This is a genomic window from Pseudomonas sp. GW821-FHT01A09 (assembly GCF_058986725.1).
Genome location: NZ_JBYSWB010000014.1, coordinates 73,702 through 100,275, shown reverse-complemented (window position 1 = coordinate 100,275; position 26,574 = coordinate 73,702). Strand labels below are relative to the sequence as shown.

General features: G+C 63.9%; 25 protein-coding genes. 11 read left to right on the top strand and 14 right to left on the bottom strand.

The window, feature by feature from the left end; translation table 11 throughout:
* The first annotated feature begins 78 nt into the window (after positions 1–78).
* A complete protein-coding gene (locus tag AC3WJP_RS17175) occupies positions 79–942 on the top strand; it encodes an MBL fold metallo-hydrolase (RefSeq protein WP_493721861.1) in 864 nt (287 codons plus the stop codon).
* A gap of 11 nt (positions 943–953) precedes the next feature.
* Here the strand turns inward: AC3WJP_RS17175 and AC3WJP_RS17170 are convergent, their stop codons facing one another.
* Complete coding sequence (locus AC3WJP_RS17170) at positions 954–1,217, bottom strand: DUF2790 domain-containing protein (protein ID WP_493721862.1); 264 nt, start codon at positions 1,215–1,217, stop codon at positions 954–956.
* Positions 1,218–1,600: 383 nt separating this feature from the next.
* Between AC3WJP_RS17170 and AC3WJP_RS17165 the strand changes: the two genes are divergently transcribed.
* On the top strand, positions 1,601–1,930 hold the full coding sequence (locus AC3WJP_RS17165; protein ID WP_493721863.1) for a DUF6388 family protein: 330 nt from the start codon (positions 1,601–1,603) through the stop codon (positions 1,928–1,930).
* 124 nt (positions 1,931–2,054) lie between these two features.
* Entirely contained in the window at positions 2,055–3,320 is a 1,266-nt protein-coding gene (locus AC3WJP_RS17160) for an MFS transporter (RefSeq protein ID WP_493721949.1), read from the top strand.
* Between the two features lie 67 nt (positions 3,321–3,387).
* Here the strand turns inward: AC3WJP_RS17160 and AC3WJP_RS17155 are convergent, their stop codons facing one another.
* Together AC3WJP_RS17155 and AC3WJP_RS17150 are read right to left on the bottom strand one after the other, a co-directional pair.
* A complete protein-coding gene (locus tag AC3WJP_RS17155) occupies positions 3,388–6,252 on the bottom strand; it encodes a sensor domain-containing phosphodiesterase (protein ID WP_493721864.1) in 2,865 nt (954 codons plus the stop codon).
* Positions 6,253–6,416: 164 nt separating this feature from the next.
* On the bottom strand, positions 6,417–7,157 hold the full coding sequence (locus AC3WJP_RS17150) for a FadR/GntR family transcriptional regulator (protein WP_493721865.1): 741 nt from the start codon (positions 7,155–7,157) through the stop codon (positions 6,417–6,419).
* Positions 7,158–7,500: 343 nt separating this feature from the next.
* Between AC3WJP_RS17150 and moaA the strand changes: the two genes are divergently transcribed.
* From moaA to AC3WJP_RS17135, 3 genes are all read left to right on the top strand, one after another.
* Complete coding sequence (gene moaA, locus AC3WJP_RS17145; RefSeq protein ID WP_493721866.1) at positions 7,501–8,484, top strand: GTP 3',8-cyclase MoaA; 984 nt, start codon at positions 7,501–7,503, stop codon at positions 8,482–8,484.
* Between the two features lie 65 nt (positions 8,485–8,549).
* Positions 8,550–8,912 (top strand): CopM family metallochaperone, encoded by a 363-nt coding sequence (copM, locus tag AC3WJP_RS17140; RefSeq protein WP_493721867.1) that lies wholly within the window; start codon positions 8,550–8,552, stop codon positions 8,910–8,912.
* Between the two features lie 47 nt (positions 8,913–8,959).
* Positions 8,960–9,559: a chemotaxis protein CheB gene (locus AC3WJP_RS17135; RefSeq protein ID WP_493721868.1), complete on the top strand. Its 600-nt coding sequence runs from the start codon at positions 8,960–8,962 to the stop codon at positions 9,557–9,559.
* 25 nt (positions 9,560–9,584) lie between these two features.
* Here AC3WJP_RS17135 and AC3WJP_RS17130 read toward each other — a convergent pair whose 3' ends face one another.
* Positions 9,585–10,391: a class II aldolase/adducin family protein gene (locus tag AC3WJP_RS17130; protein ID WP_493721869.1), complete on the bottom strand. Its 807-nt coding sequence runs from the start codon at positions 10,389–10,391 to the stop codon at positions 9,585–9,587.
* Between the two features lie 231 nt (positions 10,392–10,622).
* Here AC3WJP_RS17130 and AC3WJP_RS17125 point away from each other — a divergent pair, with 231 nt between their 5' ends.
* Together AC3WJP_RS17125 and AC3WJP_RS17120 are read left to right on the top strand one after the other, a co-directional pair.
* The gene (locus tag AC3WJP_RS17125; protein ID WP_493721870.1) at positions 10,623–11,261 is read left to right on the top strand and encodes a cysteine dioxygenase family protein; all 639 of its coding nucleotides are present in this window, start codon (positions 10,623–10,625) and stop codon (positions 11,259–11,261) included.
* Positions 11,258–12,841, top strand: coding sequence for a rhodanese-related sulfurtransferase (locus AC3WJP_RS17120; RefSeq protein WP_493721871.1), 1,584 nt, complete (start codon positions 11,258–11,260; stop codon positions 12,839–12,841). Before AC3WJP_RS17125 ends, AC3WJP_RS17120 begins: the two co-directional genes overlap by 4 nt.
* A gap of 182 nt (positions 12,842–13,023) precedes the next feature.
* Here AC3WJP_RS17120 and AC3WJP_RS17115 read toward each other — a convergent pair whose 3' ends face one another.
* Positions 13,024–15,018: a N,N-dimethylformamidase beta subunit family domain-containing protein gene (locus AC3WJP_RS17115; RefSeq protein WP_493721872.1), complete on the bottom strand. Its 1,995-nt coding sequence runs from the start codon at positions 15,016–15,018 to the stop codon at positions 13,024–13,026.
* Between the two features lie 125 nt (positions 15,019–15,143).
* Between AC3WJP_RS17115 and AC3WJP_RS17110 the strand changes: the two genes are divergently transcribed.
* Positions 15,144–15,908, top strand: a complete 765-nt coding sequence (locus tag AC3WJP_RS17110) for a sulfite exporter TauE/SafE family protein (protein ID WP_493721873.1) — start codon at positions 15,144–15,146, stop codon at positions 15,906–15,908.
* A 12-nt stretch (positions 15,909–15,920) separates the two neighbouring features.
* Here the strand turns inward: AC3WJP_RS17110 and AC3WJP_RS17105 are convergent, their stop codons facing one another.
* From AC3WJP_RS17105 to cynS, 5 genes are all read right to left on the bottom strand, one after another.
* A complete protein-coding gene (locus tag AC3WJP_RS17105; RefSeq protein ID WP_493721874.1) occupies positions 15,921–16,610 on the bottom strand; it encodes a dihydrofolate reductase family protein in 690 nt (229 codons plus the stop codon).
* 200 nt (positions 16,611–16,810) lie between these two features.
* Positions 16,811–18,529 carry a thiamine pyrophosphate-dependent enzyme gene (locus AC3WJP_RS17100; protein WP_493721875.1) on the bottom strand — a complete coding sequence of 573 codons (1,719 nt, stop codon included), beginning with the start codon at positions 18,527–18,529 and terminating at the stop codon, positions 16,811–16,813.
* 39 nt (positions 18,530–18,568) lie between these two features.
* Entirely contained in the window at positions 18,569–18,736 is a 168-nt protein-coding gene (locus tag AC3WJP_RS17095; RefSeq protein WP_493721876.1) for a hypothetical protein, read from the bottom strand.
* Positions 18,737–18,903: 167 nt separating this feature from the next.
* The gene (locus tag AC3WJP_RS17090) at positions 18,904–19,377 is read right to left on the bottom strand and encodes a nuclear transport factor 2 family protein (protein ID WP_493721877.1); all 474 of its coding nucleotides are present in this window, start codon (positions 19,375–19,377) and stop codon (positions 18,904–18,906) included.
* Between the two features lie 12 nt (positions 19,378–19,389).
* Complete coding sequence (cynS, locus tag AC3WJP_RS17085; RefSeq protein WP_493721878.1) at positions 19,390–19,857, bottom strand: cyanase; 468 nt, start codon at positions 19,855–19,857, stop codon at positions 19,390–19,392.
* A 193-nt stretch (positions 19,858–20,050) separates the two neighbouring features.
* Here cynS and AC3WJP_RS17080 point away from each other — a divergent pair, with 193 nt between their 5' ends.
* Positions 20,051–21,502, top strand: coding sequence for a sigma-54 interaction domain-containing protein (locus tag AC3WJP_RS17080; protein WP_493721879.1), 1,452 nt, complete (start codon positions 20,051–20,053; stop codon positions 21,500–21,502).
* On the opposite strand, the gene AC3WJP_RS17075 is transcribed toward AC3WJP_RS17080, so the two are convergent.
* The 3 genes from AC3WJP_RS17075 to AC3WJP_RS17065 are packed head-to-tail and all read right to left on the bottom strand — an operon-like array spanning position 21,499 to position 24,684.
* Entirely contained in the window at positions 21,499–22,722 is a 1,224-nt protein-coding gene (locus AC3WJP_RS17075; RefSeq protein ID WP_493721880.1) for a gamma-butyrobetaine dioxygenase, read from the bottom strand. The genes AC3WJP_RS17080 and AC3WJP_RS17075 overlap by 4 nt on opposite strands.
* A 24-nt stretch (positions 22,723–22,746) precedes the next feature.
* Complete coding sequence (locus AC3WJP_RS17070) at positions 22,747–23,700, bottom strand: L-carnitine dehydrogenase (RefSeq protein ID WP_493721881.1); 954 nt, start codon at positions 23,698–23,700, stop codon at positions 22,747–22,749.
* A gap of 33 nt (positions 23,701–23,733) precedes the next feature.
* Positions 23,734–24,684 carry a glycine betaine ABC transporter substrate-binding protein gene (locus AC3WJP_RS17065; RefSeq protein WP_493721882.1) on the bottom strand — a complete coding sequence of 317 codons (951 nt, stop codon included), beginning with the start codon at positions 24,682–24,684 and terminating at the stop codon, positions 23,734–23,736.
* A 325-nt stretch (positions 24,685–25,009) separates the two neighbouring features.
* Here AC3WJP_RS17065 and AC3WJP_RS17060 point away from each other — a divergent pair, with 325 nt between their 5' ends.
* Complete coding sequence (locus AC3WJP_RS17060) at positions 25,010–25,975, top strand: GlxA family transcriptional regulator (protein WP_493721883.1); 966 nt, start codon at positions 25,010–25,012, stop codon at positions 25,973–25,975.
* Here AC3WJP_RS17060 and AC3WJP_RS17055 read toward each other — a convergent pair.
* The gene (locus AC3WJP_RS17055) at positions 25,972–26,574 is read right to left on the bottom strand and encodes an HD domain-containing protein (RefSeq protein ID WP_493721884.1); all 603 of its coding nucleotides are present in this window, start codon (positions 26,572–26,574) and stop codon (positions 25,972–25,974) included. The genes AC3WJP_RS17060 and AC3WJP_RS17055 overlap by 4 nt on opposite strands.

The following is a 26,574-nucleotide window of genomic DNA, read 5'->3' as shown; positions in this document are numbered from 1 at the left end:
GCGTCGGCGGATTATCTTTGAACACACTATATAAAACAATATATTGTGTTCGCCTTGAATGATTACCAGGAGCTGAACATGTCAGCGCACATCGAGTCATTCTTCGACGCCGACTCTTCCACCTTCAGCTACGTCGTCCACGCTGGCCCCGGCAGCGCCTGCGCCATCATCGACCCGGTGCTCACCTACGACCCTCGCTCGGGGCGCACCAGCAAGGTCCACGCCGACCAGATCGCCGCGTATGTGCACGCGCAGCGGCTGCAGGTGCAATGGCTGCTGGAGACCCACGCCCATGCCGACCACCTGTCCGCTGCGCCTTACCTGCGCGCGCAGCTGGGTGGGCGCATCGCCATTGGCGAACAGATCTGTCAGGTGCAGAAGGTGTTCAAGACGGTGTTCAACCTCGAACCCGAATTCCATCTCGACGGCTCGCAGTTCGATCACCTGTTCAGTGCCGATGAACACTTTCAGATCGGTGATCTCAGCGCCCAGGCCTTGCACGTGCCAGGGCATACGCCTGCCGACATGGCCTTCTTGATCGAGGGCGACACCCTGTTCGTCGGCGATACGCTGTTCATGCCCGACGTCGGTACCGCGCGCTGCGACTTCCCAGGCGGCAATGCTCATCAGCTGTACCGCTCCATCAGCCGCTTGCTGGCCTATCCGCCGCAGACCGCGCTGTACCTGTGTCACGACTACCCGCCTGGCGGGCGCAGCGAAAGCTGCCGCAGCACGGTGGGCGAACAGCGGGCGCACAACATCCACGTGCGCGACGGTATCAGTGAAGAGGCGTTCGTGAATATGCGCGAAACCCGCGATCGGGGCTTGCCCATGCCGGTGCTGATGATGCCTGCGGTGCAGGTCAATATCCGCGCCGGAGAGTTGCCTCCTGCGGAGGCCAATGGCGTGCGGTACCTGAAGATTCCGCTGGATAACCTGTAGCGACGCATGGATCAGTTCTGCTGAGGGCATTCGCCTTCGACGCGGTAGTCCAGCTCATGCTCGACGCCCTGATGGTTGAGGTACAGCATCTTGGCATGCTCGATACCGCAAGGGTTGCCGGTTTCCTTGTCGCTGAGGACCTGGGCCACGTCCATGTGCACGTAGGCGCCGTCCTTGTCCATCACCGGCTTGGTCTGTGCGGTGGTGGCGGCGAATACCGAAGAAGAAGCCAGCAGGGTAAGACCGAGCGCGAGGGTTTTGACTGAAAGTTTCATGGGGGTATCTCCGTGGATTATCCGAGGTTGAAACCATTGCCCTGACCCTGTAACAGCAGGAGCAGCAAGGCTTGTGGTTATCAGTATGACGGCTGCCAAGCCCGCTTATTGCCCCCCTAAAGTTAGTTTCACCCCTGATACAAAGGCCGCTATGGGCATTTCATCCGCGATTTAATGTTGCGCAAATCGCTGCTGGCGCCCTGGGTCGTACTGGGTAAACCGGTTCAGCGATGGTTTTCCGGAGCGTGGTTTAACTTGACAGGCCGTTAAATAAACTTTTTTTAATATTCACATTCATCTGCATCGTAGGCATAAGGGTTCGAATGCACTCACACCGATGCATTACGCTATAGTTCAGGAACCTCTTGCCCACGGTAGCCGCCATGCCCCAGGTTGAAACTCCGCACCAACTCGCCTTGCAGACCTTCCTCGCCCACCACCCTGAAGTGGCCCACGACCTGGATCGCCTCAACCCGCTGCTGGCGCAAGTCGCCGGCCTGACCCTGCAGCAATATCGCGATGAGCGCCTGCACGAGGCCTTCGAACAGGAAGCCGAGCGCCAGGGCCTGTTCGCCTGGGAACTGACCCTGCAACTGACCAGCCCGACGCCCCAGGCTTTTGAAGAGCAGCGTCTTGAAGTTCACCGTGAAGTCGCACAGATGGCCCATATGAACTGGGAAGAATATTGCGAGCTTAATAATCTGCACACATGAGCTCAGCCGCACTTGGTTATAAGGCGGCACATAAATGTTATGACCAAAGGCACCTCTGCACGGGTTGCATTTTTGTTAACATCGTCGCCCCGACGTACCTACAACAAGACTCCGTCCCTTGAACTTGTCTCGCTCCCCCACATCGATCTTCGCTCAACCCGGTTTCAGTGCGTTTTTGTGTGTGCGCCTGGCCGCCGTATTCGCCCAGCAGATTCAAGCGATCGTCATCGCCTGGCATATGTACGACTTGACCCGCGAACCCCTGTCCCTGGCCTATGTGGGCATGGCGCAGTTCATTCCGATGGTCATTCTGCTGCTGCCGGCCGGCGACCTGCTGGACCGCTACAACCGCCGGCGGATCCTGCAGATCAGTTGGTCAGTCGCGACCCTGTCGAGCGGCGCGCTGTTGTGGCTGACCCTCAGCGGTACCCAGGAGACCCTGCCCTACTACCTCGCCATGCTGGTGTTCGGCTGCACCCGCGCCTTCACCGGGCCGGCGCTGCAGAGCCTGTTGCCGCAGATCGTCGCCCGGGCGCACCTGGCCCAGGCCATCGCCACCAACAGCATGATCATGAAGATCGCCACCATCGCCGGCCCGCTGCTGGGCGGCGTGCTCTATGCCGGCATCGGCGGCTGGACCTACGGCGTCTGCCTGCTGGGTTTCGCTACCGGCGTGACGCTGCTGCAATGGGTGCCCACCACCCACACCCCGCCGCCCAAGCCGGACGACGGCACCACCGCCGTCACGCGCTTCACCGCCGGCATCCGCTTCATCACCTCGCAGCCGATCATACTGGGCGCCATCTCCCTGGACCTGTTCGCGGTGCTGCTCGGCGGTGTGGTCGCCCTGCTGCCGATCTACGCCCAGGAGATCCTGCATGTCGGCCCTGAAGGCCTTGGCCTGCTGCGCAGCGGTATTGCCGTGGGCGAGCTGTGCATGGGCCTGTACCTGAGCATCCGCCCGGTCAATGCTCACATGGGCCTGCGCATGTTCGCCGCAGTGGCGGTGTTCGGCCTGGCCAATCTGGTGTTTGCCCTTTCCCACTGGTTCTGGTTGTCGTTCGCCGCACTGTTCATCGCCGGTGCGGCGGACATGATCAGCGTCTATATCCGCTCATCGTTGATCCAGTTCGCCACCCCCGATGCCATGCGCGGCCGGGTGAGCGCGGTCAACATGCTGTTCATCGGCTCTTCCAACGAACTGGGCGAGTTCCGCGCCGGGGTCAGCGCCACCGCACTGGGCACCGTGCCGGCGGCGATTTTCGGTGCCGTCAGCACGCTGGTCATCGTCACTACCTGGACCCGCCTGTTCCGTCCGCTCTGGCAAGTGCAGAACAACGAAGCGGTGCTGCCCAAGACCACCAGAGTCGCGGAGCAGACCGAAGCCTGAAGCAAACGCAACGACGCCTAAGCGCCGGCTCGCGCGCGCAGTCGTCCCCGCTTGGAGACACCGAGGTCTAGCGGGCCAGCAACGCGTGGCGCTTGAGATCATCCAGCGCCAACGGCCGGGCGAAGTAATAGCCCTGCGCATGCCCGGCGCCCATCTCCTGCAACAGCCGCAGCGACTCTGCGTCCTCCACGCCCTCGGCTACCACCGGCAGGCCCAGGGATTCGGCCATGCGCACGATGGCGCGCACGATCGCCCGGCTACGGTCGCTGGCGGTGAGTTCGAGAATGAACGACTTGTCGATCTTCAAGCCACTGAACTGGAACTGATGCACGTAGCTCAAGGACGAGAACCCGGCGCCGAAGTCATCCAGCACCACCGACATACCCTGTTCCGCCAACTGCTGCATCGCCCGACGGGCCTGGTCCGGCTCGGCCACCAGGGCGCCCTCGGTCAGCTCCAGGCAGATGCGCGACGGCGCGACGCCATGGCTGGCCAGCACCGCCAGGGCCTCGTCGGCGAATTCCGGGCGGGTGATGCTGTAACTCGAGCAATTGACGTGCACGATCGGCCAATGGGCATGCTCAGGGTCCGCGAGGATCATCGCCACCGCCGCGAGCATGTACAGATCCAGGCGCCCGATCAGACGCAGGCCTTCGAGCGCCGGCAGGAAATGCACCGGCGCGAGAATCAGGCCATCGGGCAGCCGCCAGCGAATCAAGGCTTCGAGGGCGACCAACTGGCCAGTCTCGACATCGACGATCGGCTGGAAGTACGGCAGCAGTTCGTCCTGACGCTTGAGTGCATTGCGCAATGCGCCTTCGCGCTCGACCTGATCGGAAAACTCGCGGCGCAGCTCCTGGTTGAACACCGCGAAGCTGTCGCGTCCGGCGTTCTTGACCCGGTACATGGCGGTATCGGCGTCGCGCAGCAGGTCGGCCGGCTCGTGGTGGAATTCCGCATCGGCGCCGACGATCCCGATGCTGCAGGAGGAGAACACCACATGGCCGTCGATATGGAACGGCAGGTCGAACGCCTCCAGAATCCGCTCGGCGATGCTCACCGCCACCTCCAGCGGCGCGTGGGGCGCGAGCACGGCGAATTCGTCACCGCCCAGGCGCGCCAGCAGGTCTTCATCACGCAGGCAGCTGCGCAAGCGCGCCGCGGCCTGCATCAGCAGTTGATCGCCGAAATAGTGACCGCGGCTGTCGTTGATCAGCTTGAAGCGGTCGAGATCGAGGAACATCACCACCAGCTCGTTGCCGTCACGGCGAAACGCCTCCCAGGCCGATTGCAGGCGCTGTTGCAGATGGCTGCGATTGGGCAGCGCGGTCAGGGCATCGTGAGCGTTCTCGTATTGCAGGCGCGCGTTGAGCTGGTCCAGTTCGCGGGTGCGACTTTGCACCCGCGCTTCGAGCTTGAGGTTGGCGGCCAGCACGGCCTCGGCGGCGCTGCGCCGGGACAAGGCGGTATCGATATGGCGGGAAACGAAGGTCAACAGCTCCTGGTCGCGGGTGCTGTAGCTCACCAGCCGGGAATAGCTCTGCACCACCAGCACGCCGCGCACCACGTCGTCGTCGAACAGCGGAATGCCCAGCCACGACTGCGAGCGGATCGGCTCGCTGGTGCGCTGGATCTCGCCGGACGCCATCAACAGGCTGGCGTCGTTGAAGTCGATCAGGCAAGCGCGGCGCTGGCGGATCACGTACTCGGTCAGGCCGCGGTTGCCCCGGCGCGGCGCTGGCGCGTTGCGTTGGTGTTCGTCGACGTAATACGGGAAGGTCACCTCTTGGGTGGTGACGTCGTACAGGGCGATATAGAAATTGCGGGCCACCAGCAGCTCGCCGACGATCCCGTGCAGACGCTGGAACAACTGCTCCATGTCGCCGCTCTGGCTGGACAGCTCGGCAATCTGGAACAACGCACTGTGCAGATGTTCGGCGCGCTCGCGCTCGGCCACTTCCTGGCGCAACGCGCTGTTGAGCAGGGACAGCTCACGGGTGCGCTGCGACACGGTATCTTCAAGGTCGGCGCGGTGCAGGATGCGGTCCAGCGCCATGGCCACGTGACGGGCCACCACCAGGAACAGCGCACGGTCTTCGGCGCTGTAGATGCGCGGGATGTCATAGACCTGCATGGCGATCATGCCGAAGACCTCGTCCGAGGCATTCTTCAGCGGCGCGCCCATCCAGAACTCGGGCCGATCGCCGACGCAGAAAAACCGCTTTTGCGCCTGCGCCGCGACAATGCCGGCGGCGTCGATCAGCAGCGGATTGCCGCTGGTCAGTACCTGGGCGGTCAATGACAGATGATCACGGTCCAGGTACTCGTAGGTTTCAGCCTCAAGGGCATCGACGTCGATCTTGTCGACGTAATAGGGATAGCTGATCTTGCCGGTGGCCCGATCGTAGAGCGCCAGATAGAAATTTTCGGCGTCGATCAACTGGGCCAGTTGCCGGTGCACCGCCACCAGAAACTCCGAGCGCTCGCGGGTGCTGCTGGCCAGATAGATGATGTCGTAGAGCACCCGCTGGGTGACCTGCGCGCGCGCCAGCGCATCGGTCTGCAGGCGCTGGCCCAAGCGATAGGCCAGTTCTGCCAGGGCCGGGTCGGCGGCTTCGCTGATCGGCGCCAGCAGCCAGCCCAGCACGAACTCGCCCCGCCCAGCCGGCCAGCGCTGCAAGCGGCGCGCGGCGCAAAAGCTGTCGAACTGATCGTTGTCGATACTGGCGGGCCAATCCAGCCGCGCGTCGCCCTCGCCCACCCGGTGCAACTGCTCTCCGGCCCGGTAGACCACCCAGGCCTGAGTATGCGCACCCCGGCGCGCGGCGCGCAGCATGGCCGGCAGCTCGTCGGCGGCTAACGGATCATGAAGGCTATCGATGGTCCCTGATGGCAGGGAACGGGGCTCGAACGGCTGTCGCGGCGAAATCATGAGCACTCCATGGCGTAACACACTCGCCGCCCATCATCATGTGCTATCACCGCTGATGGCAATAGCCGCTCGGGCATTCCATGAAATACTGTGGAACTTTTTTACATAAAACCTGGATTTTCAACGACCTTGCCGAAAAACGGCGTCGCTTTACGCATGCCGGCTCAGCCTTCGCGTTCCTGGTGGGACTTGAGCACCCGCGCTCGGCTATTGGCCAGGTGCACACGCATGGCGGCCCGGGACGCATCGAAGTCCTGGCGGGCAATGGCGTTGTAGATGTGCTCGTGTTCGCGCACCAGGCGGCTGTGGGCCAGTTGGCGGTCGAGGCGCGCGATGGAGGCAGTGCTCAGGCGTGCCCGAGGGAACATGCTGGTGCCGAAATGGGTGATGATTTCGATGAAATAGCGATTGTTGGTGGCGTGGGCGATCTGCAAGTGGAACTGAAAGTCGGAAATGATCGAGCCGCCGGTGTCACTGGCCAGCTCGAAACGCGCCAGCGAATCGCTGATCGCCGCCAACTGCTCGTCGGTGCGGCGCAACGCCGCCATGCCCGCGCCTTCGACTTCGAAGCTCATGCGCACATCGATGATCGCCAGCACGTCCTGCAGGGTGACGATGGTGGTCGGGTCCAGCCGCGATACGGCCGAGCCGGGGGTATTGAGGACGAAGGTGCCGATGCCCCGACGGGTTTCCACCAGCCCGGCCACCGCCAGGCGTGACAGCGCGTCGCGGACCACCGAGCGACTGACGCCGCCGGCATCCATGAGTTCGACTTCGCTGGGCAGCTTGTCGCCGGGCTTGATCAGGCCGTCGACGATCTGCTTCGAGTAATCGTCGACGAGGGTCTGGGCCAGGTTTCGCGACTTGCGCCGGGGGCTCTTCGGATCGAGGGGTTCAAACGCCAAGGGAATCAATCTGTCAGCGGAAAAGAGCCCAATCATATAGTAGCGATGAGCGCTGTAACAGCTACCCCTCAACGCACGGAACGACGAGCAGGCCGATGGGTCAATGCAATATGACCACTGCTGCGGCGATAGACCGCATCAATGGCGCCATCGGTACAGGCGATTGGACGCAACCTTCACCCACCCGTACCGTACCGCCCAGCGGCTGCCGTGCGGCTGGTGGCACAGGCAGCGGCACAGGCGTACTCTGTAACCACTCATCACCCTTTGGCTTCGCGGCGCAGGGCACCATCGAGTCGGTGCAGGCAACCTTCCCACGCGAAGCTTCAACACCGGAGTCAAGGTGCAGGACAGTTACTCACGCAAGATCGACTATCTGCGCATTTCGGTCACCGACCGTTGCGATTTTCGTTGCGTCTATTGCATGGCCGAAGACATGGAGTTCCTGCCGCGCGCGCGCATCCTCACCCTCGAAGAAATCGAAACCCTGGCTGCGCAGTTCGTCGCGCTGGGTACGCGCAAGATCCGTCTGACCGGCGGCGAACCGCTGGTGCGCAAGGGCATCGTCGACCTGTGCGCGCGCCTCAAGGCGCTGCCCGGGTTGCAGGAACTGTGCATGACCAGCAACGGCTCGCAACTGGGCAAGCTGGCGCAGCCGCTATTCGGTGCGGGCCTGGATCGGCTCAACATCAGCCTCGACAGCCTCGATCCCGCGCTGTTTCGCGAACTCACCCGGACCGGCGACCTGGATCAGGTCATCGCCGGCATCGATGCCGCGCGCGCCGCCGGCTTTCGCCATACCAAGCTAAATTGCGTGGTGCTCAAGGGGCGCAACGACCATGAGATCAACGACCTGCTGCAATTCGCCCTCGATCGCGAACTGGACCTGACCTTCATCGAAGAAATGCCCCTGGGCACCATCAGCGAGCACAGCCGCGCCGAAGCGTTCTTTTCCAGCGAACAGGTGCGTGAGCGGATCAGCGAACGCTTCACCCTGATCAGCTCTACCGACAGTACCTCAGGGCCGTCGCGCTACTGGCGTGTGTCCGAGGCGCCGCACAGCCGTATCGGTTTCATTTCGCCCCACAGCCACAACTTCTGCGCCACCTGCAACCGTGTGCGCCTGACCGCCGAAGGCCGCCTGCTGTTGTGCCTGGGCAACGAGCACTCCGCCGACCTCAAGGCCGTGCTGCGCGGTCACCCCGGCCAGCCGCACAAGCTCGAGAAGGCCATTCTTGCGGCCATGGCCATCAAGCCGTGGAAACACGACTTCCGCCTTGACGACGAGGTGCAGGTGGTGCGCTTCATGAACATGACCGGCGGCTGAAACAGGGAACATCCGGGCGTTTGCGTCGTCTGTGCTTTATACCGCCACGACGCCGAGAGTCGCCCATGAAATCCACTCCCCTGCTGTTTGTCATCGCTGCCGCCATTTCCACCTACCTGTGGGCCGCAGACCCGGACACCAATGCCAGCATCGATCAGATGCACAAGGACTACATGGCGCCCATGGGCCAGATGAGCGAATCGATGCACAAAGGCGTCATGGCCAACGATCCGGACGTGGCCTTCGCCTCCGGCATGCTCGCCCATCACGAAGGCGCGGTCGCCATGGCCAAGGTCCAGCTCAAATACGGCAAGGACCCGCAGATGCGTCAACTGGCGGAAAACGTGATCAAGACCCAGGAAGCCGAAATCGTCGAAATGAAAGCCTGGCTGGCCAAGCATGCCAATTCGGCAAAAAGCGGCCATTGAGACAGCGAAGCGCACCGCTGCCGGCTTGCCACAAGGATTCGAACCTCATGGATGTCAACAGTAACAATAGCGCTGACGCCGAGACGATCATCGTCATCGGCGCCTCGGCCGGCGGCATCGACGCGCTGAAACAGGTGCTGTCCAGCCTGCCCGCCGATCTTCCTGCGGCCGTGGCCATCGTCCTTCACAGCGGCCCGAACAGCCCACGTCTCCTTGCCGATATCTGGAATCAGCACAGCACACTACCGGTCGGCTATGCCATCGGTGGCGAAACCATGTGTGCAGGGCACGTGTACGTCGCCCCGCCCGATCAGCATCTGCAAGTCATCGCCGGCGCCCGCTTGCACCTGGACGACGGCCCACGGGTGCTGTACTCACGCCCCAGCGTCGACCGATTGTTCGAGACCGCAGTCAACGTATTCGGCAAACGCACCATCGGCGTAATCCTGACCGGTGGCGACGGCGACGGTGCCGCTGGCATGCGCGCCATTTATGCCGCTGGCGGTATCGGCGTGGTGCAGGAACCCAGCGATTCCAAGGACCCGAGCATGCCGTTGACCACGCTGCGCACCGATCACCCGCGCTATTGCCTGCCCCTGCGGGATATCGGTGCGCGGCTGGGCGAACTGGCGCTGGGGTTGCGATAGCCCCCCCTGCGACGCGCTGCCGAGATCAGTCCTTGTAGTCGGTGCCGTGGCGATCCAGTTCGCGGATCAGCGCATTCCAATGGCGCTGTACACCCGGCCCGGTGCCGCTGCTGAACACCTTGGCCTGCTCCTCGACCTTGGCCACCACCTCGGCCGGCGGGAATATCAGCTCGGCGTTACCGGCGGCCTGAGAGGCGATCTGGATATTGCAGGCGTATTCCAGCCGATGCAGTTGCTGGAAGGCATGTTCGACACTGACGCCCGCAGTGAGCAGGCCATGATTGCGCAGGATCATTACGCTCTTGTCGCCCAGGTCGGCGACCAGGCGCTCGCGCTCATCCAGATCCAGCGCCACCCCTTCATAACCGTGATAAGCCACGCGCCCGGAGAACCCCAGGGAATGCTGGGAAATCGGCAACAGCCCGCCTTTTTGCGCCGACACCGCGATGCCATCGCGCGTGTGGGTATGCAATACCGCCTTGAGATCCGGACGCGCCGCATGGATAGCGCTGTGAATCACATAGCCGGCGTAGTTGATGCCCAGGCCGGTCGGATCGTCGACGATGGTGCCGTCGATATCCACCTTGACCAGGTTGGACGCGCTGATCTCATCGAACAGCAGCCCGAAGGCGTTGATCAAAAAATGCTCTTCAGGCCCCGGCACCCGTGCCGAGAAGTGCGTATAGATGTGGTCGGTCCAGCGCTTCAACGCAGCCAGTCGGTAGGCCGCGGCGAGGGTGACGCGCACTTCCCATTCTTCAGCCGAGACACGGTCGCGTACGGACGTGTCGAGGGACTCGTTGCTGACGGGCAAGGCACTGACATTGCTCATGGGTATCTCCGTATTCGAGGCTATCTGCTTTCCAGGCGCTTGATCGTGGCCATGCAGGGATGGCCCAGCATCGCTGGCCAGGCTTGAGACGCAGCCTAAAGCGATGCGGCGTTGAAGGAAAAGCACTTTTCGGTCTAAGCTAATCATTAAAAATTAGCATATTAAAAAACCTCTTTATGCTTATATTCGTACCAGCCGCGACACCGTGAACCTGCTCGATGGAAAACCACCATGACCGACAATTCGAACCCCGAACGCTTGCGCACCTTCATTGGTGACCTGGCCGAACTCATCGACCGCAATCCCACCCAGGAGCAACTGCTGCAACAGGGCGGCGAGCTGCTGGGCCGTCTGGTCAGCGTAGACGACTGGTTGCCCGACGCGTTTGCGATTCTGGACCCACAGCGCTACCAGCAATTTCTGCTGCACGCCGATTCGCGCCAGCGCTTTTCGGTGGTCAGCTTCGTCTGGGGCCCGGGCCAGACCACGCCGATCCACGACCACCGCGTCTGGGGCCTGATCGGCATGCTGCGCGGCGGTGAATACTCCCAGAGCTACGCCCGCGCCGCTGATGGACGCCTGCACACCGAAGGCGCGCCGATCCTGCTGCAGCCTGGCGATGTGGAGCACCTGGCCCCGGACAGCAACGATATTCACCAGGTCACCAACGCCTTCGCCGACCAGGTGTCGGTAAGCATTCACGTATACGGCGCCAATATCGGCGCCGTACGCCGCGCCGTGTACCAGCCGGACGGCAGCGAAAAACTGTTCATTTCCGGCTACTCCAACAGCGTCTTGCCTAATATCTGGGACCTGTCCAAGGACCTTGCCACACCGACCCCCTCGACACCGGAGCACGCTACACGATGAGCCTGACTGCCACCCGATCCTTCGCCGATATACGCCGCGCCTTGCTGGCCCGCACTGAATTGGCCTTGGTCGATGTCCGTGAAGAAGATCCCTACGCCAAGGGCCACCCACTGTTCGCCGTCAATATCCCGCTGTCGAAGCTGGAGCTGGAAGTGTTCGCCCGGATCCCCCAGCGCGACACCGCTATCACCGTCTATGACGACGGCGAAGGCCTGGCCGAACTGGCGGTGCAACGCTTGCAGGATCATGGCTACAGCGATGTGCGTCTGCTGGAGAACGGCCTGCAGGGTTGGCGCGACGCCGGCGGCGAGCTGTTCATCGACGTCAACGTGCCGAGCAAGGCCTTCGGCGAACTGGTCGAGCACGAACGCCACACGCCTTCGCTGCCGGCCGAAGAGGTCCACGCCCTGCTCGAGCAGAAAGCCGACGTGGTGATCCTCGACGCCCGCCGCTTCGATGAATACCAGACCATGAGCATCCCCAGCGGCATCAGCGTGCCCGGCGCAGAACTGGTGCTGCGCGCACGCGAACTGGCGCCTGACCCCAAGACCCGCATCATCGTCAACTGCGCCGGTCGCACCCGCAGCCTGATCGGCACCCAGTCGCTGATCAACGCCGGCCTGCCCAACCCGATCGCCGCCCTGCGCAATGGCACCATTGGCTGGCTGCTGGCCGGGCAGACACTGGAACACGGCCAGGCCCGCCGCTTCGCCGAAGTCGACGAAAGCACCCGCGCTCAGGCCGCCAGCGCTGCCCGTGAGGTGGCCGACCGGGCCGGCGTGCAGCGCACGACCTTGGCGCAGTGGCAGCAATGGGACGCCGACGCGACCCGCACCACCTACCTGTTCGACGTGCGCACGCCCGAGGAATTCGCCCTCTCGCACCTGCCCGCGGCGCGCTCGACCCCCGGCGGCCAGCTGGTTCAGGAAACCGATCACTTCGCCAGCGTACGTGGCGCGCGCGTGGTGCTGGTGGACGATGACGGCGTACGCGCCAACATGTCGGCCTCGTGGCTGGCGCAAATGGGTTGGGACGTGTCGGTCATAGACGACGCCCAGCACAGCGACTTCACGGCCAGTGGCGAGTGGCAACCCAACGATCCGCCAGTGAGCAACGTCGAGACCATCAGCGCCCAGACCCTGCAGCAGTGGCAAGCCGAGGGCAAGGTCGCGCTGCTGGACTTCACCACCAGCGCCAACTACGTCAAGCAACATATCCCCGGCGCCTGGTGGGCATTGCGCTCGCAATTGCAGGACGTGCTCTACACCGTGCCGGACGCCGAGCGCTATGTGCTGACCTGCGGAACCAGCCGCCTGGCGCGCTTCGCCGTGGCCGAGGTCGAGGCGCTGACCGGTCAGCCGGTGTTCCTGCTGGAAGGCGGCACCGCCACCTGGAAAGCCGCCAACCTGCCTCTGGAGGGCGGTGAAGAACGCCTGGCCGCCGCGCGTACCGATCGCTATCGTCGCCCGTATGAAGGCACGGACGCACCGCCTGAAGCCATGCAAGCCTATCTGGACTGGGAGTTCGGTCTGGTGGCGCAATTGGGGCGCGATGGCACCCACGGGTTCAAGGTGATCTGATATTCGGGGGGGGCGCTGCGGTATTGGCGTCGATACGGCTGGCCCTTTCGCGGGCAAGCCTTGCTCCCACAGTATGCGACTGTCGGTCCTGTGGGAGCAGGGCTTGCCCGCGAAGGCGTCAGTGGCTTCACTGAAGACCTTGTGCCGCCCCCCCCTTCCATAAGCGAAGACACCTTGGCATTTCACGGACGAACCTGAAACGCCCGCAACACATTCAGCGTCACCTGCCCCACTGAATTCGCCTCACCCCACGCGGGCAGCGCCCCACCCCAGCACACCGACCCTACCGCGAACACCAACCCACCCGCCTCGGTGCGGCGGATGCACAGGTCAGCACGGCGGCGCGGTCCTTCGTGAGGCTCCTGCTCGCCGGTGTCCAGTTCATAGCTGTGGTCGAAAGACTCGGCACAGGCCAGCACCACGGTGCCTGCCGGCGTCCCCCAGTGGTCACTGGTACGGTCGATTTCGTACCCGGCCGCGCCACCCAACAGGATCCCCGCCGCATCGATACGCTCACCCGCCACGCCCTCGAACACCCAGGCCCAGGCCGGGTCGTGACTGGCCGGCGTCCGCACATAAGGCTGCGCGCGAGTGAAACCCATGGCCGCCGTTCCAACACCCAGCAGGCGGTGCTCGGCGCGCCCGCGCCAGCGCCACAGGCCGCCCGGCTCGCCGGTGATCGACAGGTGATTTTCGCCCGGCGCGCTCTCCCAGGTGCGTACCCCGCGCTGGCCGCGGCGTACCTCCAGTGTGCCCTGCGCATCCAGCGCCGCCACCCAGTAGAAACCGTTGCCGCCCAGGTAGGCGAGGTTGCCGCCGCCGTCGATGTAAGCCTGCAGGCCATCGAGCATCGGCGTGGTCCAGTACTCCGGATGGCTGCCGGTAATCACCCCGCTGCAGCCGTCGAGCAGGTCTGGATCGCGGTGCAGGTCATGGTCGCTGACCACCTCTACGGCCACACCGTTGTCGGCGAAAAAGCGCAGCATGTGCAAGTCGACGGGCAAGCCGTGGGGACCGCCGCACAAGGGGTACTGGTAGTCCTCGCGCACCGTGGCCCACGGACATGGCCAGGTGGCGAGGGACACGCCGGAGCCGTCCTGATGGCTGTCGTAGAGACTCAGCCAACGATTCTGCTGCGCAGCCCGATGGCCGGGGTCTTCGAGCTGCCACGGGTAGAGCGCTTCGGGCAGCGCCTCGTTGGCATAGGCCTGATAGGTCAAGGTCGGCAGCACGAAAAGCAATCCTTGGGCAGGCTGCGCAGGTCGCACCACAAAGGCAATGTCCGCCTGGCCCTGGTCGCTTCGGACACGCAGCGCGTACACGCCGGACGGAGTCTGGGCAGGAATCGTCAGGCACAGGCTCTCGGGCCAGTCGAACGCCGATCGATCATCCTCGTGCAGATGCACCGCCGCGTACTGCTCAGGCGCACCGCGCGGGTCATGGTAATCGCCGGTCCATGCCGGCCCCCGCACGGCCCAGGTGGGCGCGCCATGGAGGATCAGCGCAGCGCGATGGCCGTGCTGATCGGCGACGCGATCGCCGGGCTGGATCGGCAACGGCCAGACCGAAACCTCGTTGCTGCCCGCTGCGGCGAAGGTGGCCACGCGAGCATTCAACGTCGATGAGCGCTGCGCCCAGTCGGTGGCGATCTTGATGCCGTCGACGCCTCCACGGGCCCCCGGGCATTGCTGATCGCAGAGCACTCGCGCGCCCTCGGTGATGCAGATCCGTCGGACCTGCTCGTTCCATTCGAAACGCAGCGTCAGCCAGATGTCCCTGGGCAAGACCACCGCCGCGAAGGGGCGTTCAGCACCACTGATCAGGCTCACCCCAGCCTGTGGCAGATAGCGGCATTCGAAATCAGCTGTGGACAGCAACACCCGCTCGCCCTGATTGGCCGTCAGCAGCAGATCGAACGTCATCCACCCGGTCGCCTCGGTAACCGGCACCTCGATCCACGACCCCAGTTCGAAGCCCTGCACCCCTGGGCTCTTGCCCATGGAATGCAGCGGCCAACCCAGCGCCGGTTGCTGCAGCCGATCCAGACGCACGACCTGGACATCGAGCAGGTCCGTGGCACTGGACAGATGAAACCCCAGACGCTCGCCGGGCCGGGCGCCGAGGGCACCGGGGTAGCCCATGATCGGCAGGCTGGAATGGTCGGTGAGTCGATGCATGGTGCGTCTCCGTTAGCGGTAGAGGCAGTTTCGCTGTCGCATCGGCCGAGGTAAAGTCTCGGCCATCGTTGCCCAAGAAGGGCCGCGCACGCCAACAATCAATCTCGACAACGGACTGGCCCGCCATGCTCGACACCTTCCACGCCCTGCCCTTCACGCCGCTGGACTGGGGTGTGATGCTCGTCGCAATCGCTATCGCTTATATCGTCTTCGGCATCGCCGGTTTCGGCACCGCTCTGGTGGCTGGGCCGTTGCTGGTCAGGTTGATGCCGCTGTCGCAGGTGATTCCGCTGCTGGTGCTGCTGGATTTCATCGCCGCCTTCGGCAATCTGCTGCCCTCGCGCCAGGCCGTGGTCGGCCGCGAACTGCTACGGCTATTGCCCTGCATGGCGGTGGGCTGCACCTTGGGCGTGGTGTTCCTGCTCAAGCTGCAATCGGACCGGCTGCTGCTGTTGATGGGTTTGTTTCTGGTGGCCTATGCCATTTACATGCTGGCGGTGAAGGTCAAGCCGGCGCGGCTGTCGGCCTTGTGGTCGGTGCCCATGGGCACGGTGGGGGGCATGTTCGGTGCGCTGTTCGGCAGCGGTGGCTTTCTCTACGCCATTTATCTGAGTGCGCGTCTGGAAGACAAACAGCAGGTACGGGCGACCCAGAGCGCACTGATCAGCTGCAGCACCCTGGTGCGCCTTAGCCTGTTCATCATCGCCGGTGTGTATGCCGACTTCAGCTTGCTGACCCTCGCCGTCTGCCTGCTGCCGGCAATGGCCGGCGGCCTGTGGCTGGGTCGCCGCCTGACCTTGCGCATGTCCCGCGAGGCGTTCGTGCGCCTGGTGACCTGGCTGGTGCTGGCCAGTGGCGTGACCCTGCTGTTGCGCTACTTCAGCGGCTGATGGGGGTTGCAATCACGCCAGTCGCCGATAGCGCAACCACACACCTCCACCGTCCTGCACTTCAGCACTGGTGAGGGTCAGATAATGCGCATCGCGCCAGTCCTGCTGCTTGATCTCGAACGAAGCCGGGTGTTCACCACGGCCATCGATCAGCGGCAGGATCACCACGCTGACCTCATCCACCAGCCCGGCATTGACGAACGAGCCACTGACCGCCGGACCGCCCTCGACGATCAGGCGCTCGGTGCCCAGCTCGCGGCCCAGTGTTTCGACCACTTGATGCAGGTCGATGTCGGTCTTGCCGGCGAAGAAATACGACACTTCGATGGACTGCAGATACGCCAGGTAATCGTCGGACACCGCTTCGGTCAACACTTCGACCACATGGGAGCCCAGCGCCTCGTTGCTCTTCCAGGCAACCTTGCCGTGGGGGTCGATGGAGATCGCGTACTTGTCCGCATCGCGCTTGGCGAACCAGGCGGTGCGCGGGATCGGCGCCTTGGCCAGCCCAGTCGGATAGCCCTCGCCGTGGGCGATCTCCTCCATGGTCACTCGCCCGCAGATCCAGGCATCGAAGGCAAAGCCCTCGGCGAGTTTCTCGTACAGCTCGCCTGCGGCCTTTTTGAACGGCCGGTCCCAACCGTCGGTCAGGGCGTGGCCGTCCAGAGAGGACATCATGTGGCAGATAACGTAAGGCTTCATCGCGGGGCTCCAGGTCGGGATATCGATCTAATGCCGACCCGGGATCGCCGGTAATAGTTCAGCTGGCGGGATGATCTAGACCCGCCGCACGGGGCCGGGATATTGGGCAACCAGGCCATGGGAGGTCAACAGCGTAATGCCCTGCGCAACCACTGCGCCCGCTTCGCACGAGCGCAGCAGATCTACGGATAGATGGAGCCCTACTTGACGAAATTATCCACCAGCAGGTGCGCAACGTCGCTGCCCCGCCCGCTCAGCACCGCCTTGGCCGAATACAGGGCCATGTTGGATACCTGCGAGAATTCCACCTTGGGCGGCATCACCAGTTCCTCGGGGTTGACCTTCACGTCCAGCAGCGCCGGCCCCGGATAGGCCAGGAATGCCGCTACCGCCTGCTCCAGCTCGGCACCTTCGGTGACCTGCTGACCGTGCAAACCGATGACCTGGGCCAGCTGCGAAAAGTCCGGATTGAGCAGTTCGGTGTAGTTGTCCAGCAGGCCCTCGACCTTCTGCTCGATCTGCACGAAGTTCAATGAAGCGTTGTTGTAGACCACCACCTTGATCGGCAGCTTTTCCTGCACGGCGGTAAGCAGATCCCCCAGCAGCATCGCCAGCCCGCCATCGCCTGACAGTGAGATGACCTGGCGTTGCGGATAGGCCTTCTGCAAGCCCAGGGCTTGGGGCATGGCGTTGGCCATGGTGCCGTGGCGCAGGCTGGTGAGGGTGCGGCGCTGGCCGTTGACGTTGATATGGCGCAGCAGCCAGACCATCGGCGAACCACCATCCGCCGTGAACAGCGCATCGGCGGCGGCGTGTTTGTCGAGCAGGTGGGTCAGGTATTGCGGGTGGATCAACTCGCCGTCGGTGTGGCGCTGATCGTGGGCCAGGGTCTTGAGGGTCTTCTGCCGGACCTTCAGGCACTCCTCTAGGTACTCGTGCTCGCTGCGCTCCGGAATCAGCGGCAGCAACGCTTGCAGGGTCGCGCTGATATCACCGACCACGCCAAGGTCGATCGGATGGCGACGGCCCAGGTGGGCGCCCTTGCGGTCGACTTGAATGACCTTGGCCTTGGCCGGGTAGAACTGCTGCCAGGCAAAGTCAGCCCCCAGCAATAGCAGGGTGTCGCAGTTCATCAACGCGTGATAACCCGACTCGACCCCGAACACACCGGTCATGCCCATGTTGTACGGGTTGTCGTATTCGACGAAATCCTTGGCCCGTGAGGTGTGGGCAATCGGCGCCTTGAGGCGGCTGGCCAGTTCGACCAGATCGTCGTGGGCCCCCTCGCAGCCGTAGCCGGCATAAATGGCGATCTTCTTGCCTTTGGCCAGGAGGTCGGCGATCTGCGCCAGTTCGTAGTCATTGGGCCGCAGCACGGGACGTGGCTGATGGGCGGTGAACGGGCGATCACCTTTGACTTCCATGCTGCTGATGTCGGACGGCAGAATGATCACCGCCACGCCGCCTTCGTTGAGCGCGGTCTGCGCGGCCATCATGGTTACCCGCCGGGCCTGCTGCGGCGTGTAGACCTGCTCGCAGAACACCGTGCAATGGCCGTACACCGCCTTGAAATCCACCTCCTGCGGGAAGTCCATGCCCAGCTCGCTGGTCACCACCTGGCTGGCGATCAGCACCAGCGGCGCGCCGTTGCGTTGCGCTTCGAAGATACCGTTGATGAAGTGCAGGCCGCCTGGGCCGCAGGATCCGGCGCAGGCGGTGAGGCGGCCGCTGATCAGGGATTCGGCACCGGCGGCGAAGGCGGCGACCTCCTCATGGCGCACGTGCACCCAATCGATGTCGCTGCGGTGGATGGCATCGGTGACGTAGTTGAGGGTGTCACCGACAATCCCGTAGCAATTGCGCACACCGGCGGCGTGCAGGGTTTCAACGACGATATCGGCAACTTTCTTGGCAGCCATGGAGTGCTCCTTTCGATTTTGGCGCGAAGGGTTCCATGGTTAGTGGGCCGTGCCAGACACGAGTTCAGAGCGATTGGCGCGGGCGGACATGAAGAAAATCTTATGGACCTCTTCGCCGCCAACGCTGCTTGCATTGTGGGAGCCCAGCTTTCTGGCGAAGGCGTCGGCGAGCACGCCCCGGATTCCAAGCGTGGGGAGCACGGCCATGAATGACTCGACGGTTCTGCGCCAGCTGCAAGGGCCTCTTCGCGGGCAAGCCTCGCTCCCACAGGTGTACGGCTCGGATTCTGATAGTGTCGTCATTGCGGTGTAGGGCACTGTGGGAGCAGAGCTTGCTCGCGAAAGGGCCATCGGCAATGACGGCCTGCTCGCGGTTACAACCCCAACTCGCTCAACCCTGGATGATCGTCCGGGCGTCGCCCCAGCGGCCAGTGGTACTTGCGCTCGCTTTCCTTGATCGGCAGATCGTTGATGCAGGCGAACCGGCGCTGCATCAGGCCATCGGCAGCGAACTCCCAGTTCTCGTTGCCGTAGGAGCGGAACCAGTTGCCCGAATCGTCATGCCATTCGTAGGCATAGCGCACGGCAATCCGGTTGCCCTCGAACGCCCATAGCTCCTTGATCAGGCGGTAGTCCAGCTCCTTCGCCCACTTGCGCTCCAGAAAGGCTTGGGCCTGATCGCGGCCCTCAACGAATTCGGCGCGGTTGCGCCACTCGGTATCCGGTGTATAGGCCAGCGCTACCTTAGCGGCGTCTCGAGAGTTCCAGCCGTCCTCGGCCAGGCGCACTTTCTGGATGGCCGTCTCGCGGGTAAAAGGCGGCAGTGGCGGGCGTTGTGTATCGCTCATGGTCGATCTCGCTCAGAAGGGTTTGTAAGGCAGGAACTTGCCGTCAAGGGTGATGACCGCGCGGCTGCCGCCTTCGGGGTCCTCGACCTTTTTCAGATCCAGCTTGAAGTTGATGGCGCTGACGATACCGTCACCGAACTGCTCGTGGACCAAGGCCTTGAGGGTGGTGCCATAGACCTGCACCATTTCGTAGAACCGGTAGATGGTCGGGTCGGTGGGAATGCGCTCGGGAATGCTGCCACGCAATGGGATGGCTTGCAGACGCGCAATGTCATCATTGTCGAGGCCCAGGCGTTCGCCGACGATTTCCGCGCAGGCTGGTGGCAATGGATGTTGACCGAGCAAGGCGGCGGTGACGTAGACCAGGCTCAACTCGGTGCCTGCGGCGATGGCTTCCCAGGTCAGGTTCTTCTCGAGCTTGGCGGCGAGGATACGTTCGGTCAGGGGTTGACGCAGGGTCTGGCTGGCATCGGCGTGCATGGTGTGGCTCCTTCAGTGGGATGGTTGCAGAAGGAATAGCACAGCGCGTACCAACTCTCTGTACTTCATAAGCCGTTGATAATAGGAGCTATTTTAGAACCCACTAAACACGATATTTCGTCATTAACGACACTTCGTATTAATATCGACGAGATATCGTCAATTCGCCCCGTGCTGTCTCTGAGGTATTCCCATGAAAGCGCTGACCCCGCAACTTATCCTCGGCGCTGCCGGTGAAGGCATCTACGGCATCGACCGGCGTGGCCACGCCACCTTCGTCAACCCGGCCGCCGAGCGCATTCTGGGCTGGCGTGCTGCCGATATGGTCGAGCGCAACACCCATGACCTCATTCACCATCACCACGCCGACGGCAGCCCCTATTGCGGCACCGACTGTCCGATCTATGCGGCCTTCAACGACGGCGAAGTCCACCACGTCACCCACGAAGTGTTCTGGAACCGCGACGGCCAGCCGATCCCGGTGGAATACACCAGCACGCCGATGCGTGACGGCGACGACCTGGTGGGCGCGGTGGTGGTGTTCCGCGATATCAGTTCGCGGCTTGAAACCGAGCGGCAGCTGCGCCAGGCGCTGAGCGAAGTGCAGCAACTCAAACGGCAGCTCGAGCAGGAGAACGCCTATCTGCAGGAGCAGATCGCGGTGGATCAGGGTGGTCATGACCTGATCGGCAGCAGCGCACCCATGCAGCGTATCCACCAGCAGATTCGCCTGGTAGCGCCCACCGATGCCAACGTGCTGATCTGCGGCGAGTCGGGCACCGGCAAGGAACTGCTGGCCCGCGCCATTCACCAGCAAAGCCTGCGCCGTGACCGACCACTGATCCGCGTCAACTGCGCGGCCATCCCCCGCGAGCTGTTCGAGAGTGAATTCTTCGGCCACGTCAAAGGGGCTTTCACCGGCGCCATCAACGAGCGCGTCGGGCGCTTCGAGTTGGCCAATGGCGGCACGCTGTTTCTCGATGAGGTCGGGGAAATCCCTCTGGACCTGCAAGGCAAATTGTTGCGCGTACTGCAGGAGCGCCAACTGGAACGGGTGGGCGACAGCCTTACCCGGGAGGTCGATGTGCGGGTCATCGCCGCGACCAACCGCGACCTGCAAAGCGAAGTCAGCCAGGGGCGTTTTCGCGAAGACCTGTACTTTCGGCTCAATGTCTTCCCGGTCGAGTCAGTGCCCCTGCGCCGCCGGCCCGAGGATATCCCGGGGTTGGCCAGGCACTTCCTGACCCTTGCCTGTCGGCGCCTGAAACGCCGCGAACCGGTGATCAGCCTGGCCGACATCCAGCAACTGCAGCGCTACCCCTGGCCGGGCAATGTGCGCGAACTGGAGAACCTGCTGGAGCGGGCCGCGATCATTTCTACCGGGGCGCGTCTGCATCTGGAGATGCCCAATGCCCCGACATTGCTGGATGCGCCGCCGCCCAGCCGCACCGGCATGCGCATCTTTACGCAAAGCGAGCAGCGCGACCTTGAACGCGACAACCTCGTGGCGGCGTTGCAGGCCTGCCGGGGCAAGATCGCCGGGGCCGGTGGAGCCGCCGAGCTGCTGAACCTGAGACCGACCACGCTGCGCTCGCGCCTCGATGCATTCGGTTTGCAGCCAGCGGCGTTCAAGACCCAGCGCTAGACCAACGCCAAGCGTGCCACCGGACTGGCGCTCACCGTGCGCTCCAGCACGCGAATCCGCGACAGCAGTTCATCCCGGTCCAGATAGCAGCCACGCAGAAAGCGCAGACCACTGCTGGGGTCGAACGCCTGGCGTGCATGCAAGGTGCGGCGGTTGTCGAAGCACCACATCTGCCCGGCTTCCAGACGCCGACGGACGATGAATCGCGGATCGCGCGTCAGCGCCGAAAACTGTCGATAGGCGTCGTAGTAAGCGGGCATCAACTCGGCCGGAAGGTCGAAAGGTGCCCGCAACCAGTTGGCGACCCGCACTTCGCTGACTTCACCCCGGGCATCGAGGCCGATGATCGGCGCCAGCGCCCGGTAATCGCTGGTGGAGGCCTTGTTGCGAAACTCAACGGCGTACTGGCTGAGCAACTCGAATGCTGCTGGGGCTTCCTCGCGCAACGCGCGGGCCACGGCGAAGCCATCGACGAAGGTGCTGTCGCCGCCCGTGGCATCGTTGGTCAGGCAGTGCAGGAACTGCAGCCCCGGTTGCTGCTCGCGGGTCGGCAAGTCGGTGTGATGCGGCAGTTCGAGGGCGGTGTAGGCGTTGCTGTTGACTTCCTCGACCTTGGTGCGCACCTCCCACAGCACGCCGAAATTGGTCTCGCGCAGAAATGAAATCCGTCGCGCCACCTGGCTCACTGCGTCTGCATCATCAGGCATGCCGACGATCCGCGTCAGACCCTGATCGCGCGCGGCATAGAGCCAGGCCAGCAGCACGCTGTCATCGCTCATCAGCGCCGCATGGTCGAAGGTGGCGATCTGCAGATCGCGCTGCCACAGCTGGCGGGTATGCTGGGTGGCTTGACGCTCCAGGCGCGAGGCCTCGTCATAGGCATGGGCGCGCAGCCAGCCGGGCGAATAGACACTGACATGGGCGTCGCTCCAGCGCACCCGCAACTGCCCCTCGGCATCCACTTCGGCGCTGCTGACGTGCAGGTCCGCGGGTGCATCGAGCACCTCGAAAATCTGCTCGCGGGTCCCGGGATGCACACAGGCGCTGCACGGGCAACTGTCGCGCAGCCAGAAAAAATGACAGGGGCTGATGCGCCCGTCGGCCCACTCGACCCGCAGGTGATCGTCAGCGATGTCGACTCGGCGCAGCGCCACGGTAAAGGGAAAGCTGCGCCAGTCCTCGATGAAGGTCGGCGCAGGCGCGGGTTGGGCAGCACTCATGGTGTTCTCCTTGCAGTGAAACGATCAGTCTTCGATACCGTGGCGCGCTTTGACCGCGGCGATGGTGTCCTGGACGCTTTGCAGGCAGTCGTCGCGATAGCGCTCCAGCGCTGCGATGGAACGCCCGCCACGCTGCTGCTCGGTGCCCTCGACGATGCGGTCGAGCAGCGCCTCGCTGAGCTCGGGGGCCTCGAGGTGGGTCCAGGGCAGCTTCAGGGCCGGGCCGAACTGCGCCATGAAGTGGCGCATGCCGGCATCGCCACCGGCCAGGGTGAAGGTCAGGAACGAGCCCATGAACGACCAGCGCAGACCGCAGCCGAAGCGCACCGCGTCGTCGATTTCAGCGGTGTTGGCGATGCCGTCATTGATCATGTGCAAGGCCTCGCGCCACATCGCCTCCATCAGCCTGTCAGCGATGAAACCCGGGACTTCGGTCTTCACATGCAAAGGCCGCATGCCCAGCCCGGTGTAGATCTGCGTCGCCGCCGCGATGGCCTCGGCCGAGGTCCGCTCGGCGCCGACGATTTCCACCAGGGGCAGCAGGTACACCGGGTTGAACGGATGGGCGACCAGGCAGCGTTCGGGATGCACTGCAAGGGCATAGAATTCGCTGGGCAGCAGCCCGGAAGTCGAGGAGGCGATCAAGGCATCCGGTGCGGCGGCAGCGCTGGCCCGGGCATGCAGATCGATTTTCAGCGCGAGGTTTTCCGGGGCGTTTTCTTGGATCAGATCGGCGCCGTCGACACAGGCCTCGACGCTGTCGACCAAGCGCAGCCGCTGCAGCGACGCACCGGGCGCCAAGCCCGCGCGCTCCAGCGCCGGCCAGGCATTTTCGACCCGCTGGCGCAGGACTCGCTCGGCGCCGGGCGCCGGGTCCCAGGCCACCACGTCCAGGCCCTTGGCCAATGCCCGCGCGGCCCAGCCACTGCCGATCACGCCGCAGCCCAGTAATGCCAGGGTGTTGATTTGGCTCTTCAATGCACACCTCGTTTGCACAGGATCGACGGTTGTTCAGGGGTTACCGGCAAGCGCCGCATCGGCAGTGCCACCGCCATACGCGGTGACGCCCACGAGCCACTGCTTGACGGTGTCGCCGTGCTGGGCCAGAAAGGCCGCGGCGACCTTGTCCGCAGGTACCTTGGCGAGCAACTGCTGCATCATTTCGCTCTCCTGCGCGGCGCTGTAATGGATGTTGTCCAGCAGCCTGGCGACGTTCGGGCACTGCTCGGCGTAACCACGGCGGGTCACGCTCCAGACCGTGGCCTTGCCCTCCTCCGGCCCCAGGGTGTCTTCGCTGCCGGAGAGGTAGGTGAGGTCCATCTGCAGGTTCATCGGATGGGGCTTCCAGGCGATGAACACCACCCATTCCTTGCGCTGCACGGCGCGGCGCACGGCGGCCAGTTCGGCCGCCTCGGTAGCCTCGACGACGGTGAAGCCCTTGAGGCCGAAACGGTTGTCGGCGATCAGTTTGTTGAGGGTGGCGTTGATGTGGGTGCCGGGGTCGATGCCATAGATGCGGCCGCCGAGCTTGTCCTTGAAGCGCGCCAGATCGGCGAAGGTCCTCAGGCCCTGGGCAGCGGCGTAACTGGGGACCGCCAGGGTCATCTGCGCGTCGGCCAGATTGGGGCCCGGCGACAGCAGCGCTTCGCCCTTGTCGATAAAGGGCCCGATGATCGAATCGGACGATGGCCGCCAGTAGCCGACGAAGGCGTCCAGGCGGTTGTCGCGCAGCCCGCCCATGATGATCTGCTGGGCGGCGGTGGTCTGCTCGGCCTGGTAACCCAGGCGGGTCAACAGGGTGCTGGCGACTGCGGTGGTGGCGATCAGATCGGTCCAGCTCAGGACGCCGAAGCGCACCGTCTTGCAGGCCTGTGGTTCGGCCGCCGCGGCGGCGCCGCTCATCACGGCCAGGCCCAGCAGAGCGAGCCTCAAGTGTCTGCCTTGCAAACGTAATGGGTTCATCGCAATCCCCTGATTCGGTAATGGCAGGCACTGTCAATGTAGCGAGGGGGCTTGCCGCCGATTTCGGCGTGTGAGCCACAGCAATCTTCCGGGGGCGAGCCCCCTCGCTACAGGGGATCTGTTATCCAAGGGCACTCTGTGGTGACCGCTTCACGTTACGCCGCGGCCCTTATCCGCAAACCGCACTTGCGCGACCACTATTGCGACGCCAGCGACCTGCCCGCACGGCGGCGCGCAGAGGATTCCATTTGCGACAGCCCTGTTCGCCTTTTGCCGGGCAACCGCTATGGTAGGCACGCCGTTCCCCCGAGCCGGAGCCTGTGCCGTGGCGCAACTGATCACCTTTCTGCTGATCCCGGGGTTTTCCCTGCTGGACTTCGCTGCCGTGGCCGAGCCGCTGCGTTCGGCCAACCGTCTGGCTGGCGCCCTGTACCGCTGGCAGGTGCTCAGCCAGCACGGCGCGCCGGTGATGGCGAGCAACGGCATGACCATGGCCGTCGACGGGCCGTTACGCGAATTGGGCGCGGCCGATACCCTGTTCGTGGTTGCCGCCTACGACCCGCTGGAACACCTGGACCCACCCCTCAAGCAATGGTTGCGGCGCCAGGACAGCGTCGGAGCGACCCTGGGCGCGATCGACACCGGCGCCTTTCTGCTGGCCGAAGCCGGGCTGCTGCGTGACTACCGCCTGACTTTGCACTGGGAGGCGCTGGACACCTTCGAGGAGCAATACCCAGGGCTCAAGGTCAGCGAAGAGTTGTTCGAGATCGACCGCCGGCGCATCACTTCTGCGGGCGGCACCGCATCGATGGACCTGATGCTCGAATTGATCGGCCGCGCCCACGGTCGTGAGCTGGCCTCAAGGGTCGCCGAGCAGTTCGTGCTGGGGCGCATTCGCCCGCAGCAGGACCGTCAGCGCACCGAGCTGGCGCAGCGCTACAAGGTCCACAACCGCAAGCTGCTGATGGTCATCGAGCGCATGCAGCAAGCGCTGGAAGCCCCCTTGAGCCTGGATGCGCTGGCCAGTGATGCCGGGGTCACGCGCCGGCACCTGGAGCGTCTGTTCAGCACCTGGCTGCAGGAGACTCCCGGCGCCTTCTATCAGCGTCTGCGCCTGGACAAGGCACGCCAGTTGCTGCAGCAAAGCGATCTCAGCGTGCTGCAGATCAGCCTCGCCTGCGGCTTTGAATCGCCCTCGTATTTCGCCCGCTGCTACCGCGAGCGCTTCGCCTGCACGCCGCGCCAGGATCGGGTGATCCTGGCGGGTCGGGCGGCGACCGCAGCGGACTAGATCTCTACCGAGCTGCTCATGCGCGTATCGCCCACTACCGCCGGATCGAAGGCGCGGCGTCCGAAGATCTTGCGCACCAGCGGCTCGAAGTGTTCCAGGGGCCGCGTGGGGTAGTCCGGATCGAACGAGGACTGATCCCAGCGTTCGCAGAAATTCACGCACGCCTGGTACCACGGATGGTCCCGGTAACGCTCGCGCTCGTCCGGGTCGCCGCCGTAGAAATGCGCGTAATAGAAATTCTGGAACAGCCCGTGCTGGTAGATCACCCAGGTTACTTCGGGGCGTACATAGGGGCGGATGATCGCCGCCGCCAGCTGTGAATGATTGAGCGGCGCCAGGTCATCGCCCAGGTCGTGGACCAATGCCGCGAGGATGTATTCCTCGTCGGCGCCGTCATCTTCGGCGCGGCTGGCGGCTTGCAGCGAATGGGCCAGACGGCTGACTCGATAGCCCGCCAGGGAGTGTTCCAGCTGGCGCAAGGCGCCAAGGATGCGCTCGGGCAATTGGGCGACGAAGCGGTGTTCCAGATGCCCGAGCAAATCATAGTCGGCCTGATCGCCGTCCTTCATCTGGCGGAATTTCACGGTCTGGTCGGTCAT

Bases quoted from the DNA above. Each gene is read 5' to 3' on its own strand.
- AC3WJP_RS17135 (WP_493721868.1), top strand. From the start codon at position 8,960: ATGGATGTCAACAGTAACAATAGCGCTGACGCCGAGACGATCATCGTC.
- AC3WJP_RS17170 (WP_493721862.1), bottom strand. From the start codon at position 1,217: ATGAAACTTTCAGTCAAAACCCTCGCGCTCGGTCTTACCCTGCTGGCT.
- copM (WP_493721867.1), top strand. From the start codon at position 8,550: ATGAAATCCACTCCCCTGCTGTTTGTCATCGCTGCCGCCATTTCCACC.
- cynS (WP_493721878.1), bottom strand. From the start codon at position 19,857: ATGCACGCCGATGCCAGCCAGACCCTGCGTCAACCCCTGACCGAACGT.
- AC3WJP_RS17125 (WP_493721870.1), top strand. From the start codon at position 10,623: ATGACCGACAATTCGAACCCCGAACGCTTGCGCACCTTCATTGGTGAC.
- AC3WJP_RS17080 (WP_493721879.1), top strand. From the start codon at position 20,051: ATGAAAGCGCTGACCCCGCAACTTATCCTCGGCGCTGCCGGTGAAGGC.
- AC3WJP_RS17065 (WP_493721882.1), bottom strand. From the start codon at position 24,684: ATGAACCCATTACGTTTGCAAGGCAGACACTTGAGGCTCGCTCTGCTG.
- AC3WJP_RS17165 (WP_493721863.1), top strand. From the start codon at position 1,601: ATGCCCCAGGTTGAAACTCCGCACCAACTCGCCTTGCAGACCTTCCTC.
- AC3WJP_RS17155 (WP_493721864.1), bottom strand. From the start codon at position 6,252: ATGATTTCGCCGCGACAGCCGTTCGAGCCCCGTTCCCTGCCATCAGGG.
- AC3WJP_RS17110 (WP_493721873.1), top strand. From the start codon at position 15,144: ATGCTCGACACCTTCCACGCCCTGCCCTTCACGCCGCTGGACTGGGGT.
- AC3WJP_RS17175 (WP_493721861.1), top strand. From the start codon at position 79: ATGTCAGCGCACATCGAGTCATTCTTCGACGCCGACTCTTCCACCTTC.
- AC3WJP_RS17090 (WP_493721877.1), bottom strand. From the start codon at position 19,377: ATGAGCGATACACAACGCCCGCCACTGCCGCCTTTTACCCGCGAGACG.
- AC3WJP_RS17120 (WP_493721871.1), top strand. From the start codon at position 11,258: ATGAGCCTGACTGCCACCCGATCCTTCGCCGATATACGCCGCGCCTTG.
- AC3WJP_RS17100 (WP_493721875.1), bottom strand. From the start codon at position 18,529: ATGGCTGCCAAGAAAGTTGCCGATATCGTCGTTGAAACCCTGCACGCC.
- AC3WJP_RS17055 (WP_493721884.1), bottom strand. From the start codon at position 26,574: ATGACCGACCAGACCGTGAAATTCCGCCAGATGAAGGACGGCGATCAG.
- AC3WJP_RS17075 (WP_493721880.1), bottom strand. From the start codon at position 22,722: ATGAGTGCTGCCCAACCCGCGCCTGCGCCGACCTTCATCGAGGACTGG.
- AC3WJP_RS17105 (WP_493721874.1), bottom strand. From the start codon at position 16,610: ATGAAGCCTTACGTTATCTGCCACATGATGTCCTCTCTGGACGGCCAC.
- AC3WJP_RS17095 (WP_493721876.1), bottom strand. From the start codon at position 18,736: ATGGCCGTGCTCCCCACGCTTGGAATCCGGGGCGTGCTCGCCGACGCC.
- AC3WJP_RS17115 (WP_493721872.1), bottom strand. From the start codon at position 15,018: ATGCATCGACTCACCGACCATTCCAGCCTGCCGATCATGGGCTACCCC.
- AC3WJP_RS17130 (WP_493721869.1), bottom strand. From the start codon at position 10,391: ATGAGCAATGTCAGTGCCTTGCCCGTCAGCAACGAGTCCCTCGACACG.